This is a genomic window from Planktothrix sp. FACHB-1355 (assembly GCF_014748295.1).
GTDB classification, from domain to species: Bacteria; Cyanobacteriota; Cyanobacteriia; order Cyanobacteriales; family Aerosakkonemataceae; genus Aerosakkonema; species Aerosakkonema funiforme_A.
In genome coordinates this window covers 1-3234 of sequence record NZ_JACJUP010000842.1, presented here as the reverse complement: position 1 = coordinate 3234, position 3234 = coordinate 1, and the positions used below count along the sequence as shown (strand labels likewise).

3 protein-coding genes are annotated in these 3234 nt (G+C 46.5%); 1 reads left to right on the top strand and 2 read right to left on the bottom strand.

Features of this window, described 5'->3' with window-relative positions:
* Window positions 1-397: GNAT family N-acetyltransferase (locus tag H6S82_RS25780; RefSeq protein WP_191056926.1), on the top strand; the 397-nt coding region annotated here is incomplete at its 5' end.
* A 55-nt stretch (window positions 398-452) separates the two neighbouring features.
* On the opposite strand, the gene H6S82_RS25775 is transcribed toward H6S82_RS25780, so the two are convergent.
* Both H6S82_RS25775 and H6S82_RS25770 read right to left on the bottom strand, forming a co-directional pair.
* Window positions 453-1931 (bottom strand): hypothetical protein, encoded by a 1479-nt coding sequence (locus tag H6S82_RS25775; protein WP_190462206.1) that lies wholly within the window; start codon window positions 1929-1931, stop codon window positions 453-455.
* A 583-nt stretch (window positions 1932-2514) separates the two neighbouring features.
* Window positions 2515-3234: polysaccharide pyruvyl transferase family protein (locus H6S82_RS25770; protein WP_191056925.1), on the bottom strand; the 720-nt coding region annotated here is incomplete at its 5' end.

Here is a 3234-nt window from a genome sequence, read left to right as displayed (position 1 = left end):
ACATATAGGCTGGGCAGAGCAATACATTACTGCCAGCGAATACAACGCTGACGTTTTTTCTCAGAATTCCGAAATCTATGGCGCATACCTTGCTATTCACAGGGATATAATGGTAGGATTCATCTATGTGCAATTCCATGTTTGGAATCAACTCGCTCAAATTCAAGGATTGGCAGTCGATCCAATCTATCACAGACAAGGTATAGCAACAGCATTGGCAGAGAGAGCAGAAGCTTTTGCACTCATCAAAAAGGCACGAGGTATCTATGTTGACACACCAGTTTTAAATGCTAAAGGACGAAGCTTCTATGAAGCCGCTGGTTATCAAGCTGCATACATCATGCCGCGTTATTATGAAGATGCTCTTGATGGAATAACGTATCAAAAGTTTTTTTGAACAAATTTCTTGCCAAAGCCCCTCCCCATAGACGGGTAGGGGTTGGGGGTGGGAACTACGCTTTCTTAATGCGCGGAAAACTGGGAAGATCGATCGCCGCTAATGATTTAATTTTCTTAGGATGGCGCTGCGGGTATACTACAGGGGAAGGCCAGTTAGGAGCCTGCGCGATCGATTCATTACCAGCAAGGGCAGGTACAGCAGGTGTAATAGAGGAATCGGATGTTGCTGCTTTTGCGATCGATTCTTCTTCCTGTTTCGGCCCATCTTCGCCACTCTCCGACCCAGAAGCGATCGCATCGTGCAACGGTGGGATATAATTTGCATATGCTTCCGGTGCGACTCGATCGCCTGCCAAAGCAGCATTTTCCGGCAACACCGTATCTTGAGTCAGCCGTTCCAATTCCTGCCAAAGTTCTACTTCCGTTTTGTTGATATCCAGGGTAGAATCGCTTGCAGGTGATGTCGGTAAATTTGATGCCAAACTCAGATTCGATTCGGCAGCACTAAAGAAGGGGTTGATTATAGTTTCTTCCTCTGTATCTATATCTATTTCTTCTTCATCTGCGATCGACGATATAATATCCGCGCTGGGTAATTCTGCCCTCGCGCCTGGGTGGGTTGTCAGATATCCGAGTTCCGTATCTTCAGCAGCAATATCGCGATCGTCCGATTCCAATTCTGCCGACCAAGGTTGGATCGGTTGCGGTTTTAGCACCAGTCGCTGAAATTCCAAAGTATTTTCGTGATTGCTTTCCGCTACAGCAGGCAGCGCAGGGCTACTCGTACTGCCAGAAAATTCCTTAATCCCAGGCATATCGAGACACTTATCCAACGCTGCTTTGAATTGCAGGGTATAGCGTTGTTGCCTTTGCAGACGGTCTTGCAATTCCCGACAAGCTGTTTCCCTTTGCATCAGCAGTTGCGACTGTTCGTTGTAGCGTTGCTGCGTGAGAGCGCATTGCCGTTCTAATTGCGCCACCCGTTCTTGAGAACTTTGCAGCTGGTCGTTGAGCGTTTCGATCAATATCTGCTGACGTTGGGCAACTTGATGGGAACTCTCCAACTCCCGAAACAGGCGCGTTAATTGTTCTTGCGTTACTTTGAGCTGGTTGGTTTGTTCTACAAGTTTGGTTTCTGCGACTTGGGTGCGTTCGATCTGCGCCTGTAAAGCATTGTGGCATTCGTCCAGCAGATTTTCCAGTTCTTCTGTATGTTCGATCAGCTCGGTATTTTGCTCTCGCAGCGCTTCGCTTAAGGCGACCAGTTCCAGCACATCTGCATCCGATTGCCAAGCTAGGGCTTCGGCTATTTCGCGATCGCTATCCACGATATCTTCCAAAACCGTCCTGATATCTTCGGGTTCTAACTCAGGAGTTGGCACTCTGTATTCTGTTTGCAATTTTTCTGGCCGATCGTCCGATTCAGTTTCATCGGCCAATTCTGCCAAATCGACGATCGTTTCTTCTGATGTGTCGATCCCTGCGGTGGAATCGGGTAGGGCTTTGCCGTTATCGTTTTGGGCTTCACTCATCGCTGTTGCTTGCTGAGAGTTAGGGATGCTAATTCGCGTACTGGTCGCCTCGTTGTCATTAGCCTACCTCATATCGGCAGTTTTTGTTTTGATCTTTTATGTCTCTACCGCAGTGCAGCCTTTGGCGCGGCAACCAATCTTCTTTAACATAATTAGACAATTTTGTAAATATCTCTTTTCTAGGTAGCTTGTCTGACTGAAAAAAACTCGTGCTTTGACTCTGCCCCCAGCCTTCGATATTTACTGCTTCTTTGTCTGCACCCCGAAAAATTTCTTTTGGTTCTATTGCCCAGTATTCCTAGCTTTTCTACCAAAACTGCGCTGCTCGTTCGATCGCTTTTTCGTGCTTATGCTTACAATCTGGGCAACATATCATTAGTTATTTTTTTAGCAAATTTTTGCCCAATCTGTCAAGTGCCGCGATTTCGTCGGATAAATGAGAATTTATCGCAATTATTTGGTTGCCTTTGCTCTGAACGATCGCAACACAAATTTAAACTATAAATCTAAATACAAATAAATAATAGTATTTACTTATCAAAAAGGCCAACCGACGCTTTCGACTTTTGACTTTTGTCTTCCCCTAACCCCTATCCCCTAACCCCTCACTTAAAGCTTGATGTAACAAATCGCGATGAATCAGCGATCGGTCTACCAAAGATTGAATGCGAGCGGGCGATAAAGCATCGCCATTAGCGTAACATTCCAACCAACTTTGACAAATTAAATTTGGGTCATCCGGGATGCGATCTAAATCCCAACCAGGCATTTCCAATTCGGCCATCAATTGACTGACTTTAGGGTCGTAGCTGAGCGCAAAACAACGACATTCTTCTGCTGCTGCCATAATTAAACTGTGCAAGCGCATCCCGATCGCCATTTCCACGCCCCGAAACAAGCCTTTCAATTGCCTGGGATCTTCCAAACTAATAATATGACTGGCATCAGACATTTGCGATTGAATTGATTGAGCGATCGCCAAATCTTGAGATTTCTGAAACGGCACTAACAAAATACAAGTTTGAGTTGCCTTTTGAAAGTTAACCAAAGCACGAGTTAAGCTATCGAGTCGGGCAGGAGTTAGCTGAGGATGCGATCGCAACGTCACCGCCACTCTGGGTGCAGGTAAATCCCAAAGACCTTTCACGGGTATAGCATCCAGCGCCCATACTGGATCGGGAGCCAGCCAACAGGGAATTTGCCAATTTAATAGTAAAGCGGCTGAAGCTCGATCGCGCACGCTCACTGCCGAGCAACCGGCAAACACACGCTGGGCGATCGCACGGGTCAGATGGCGTTGCAA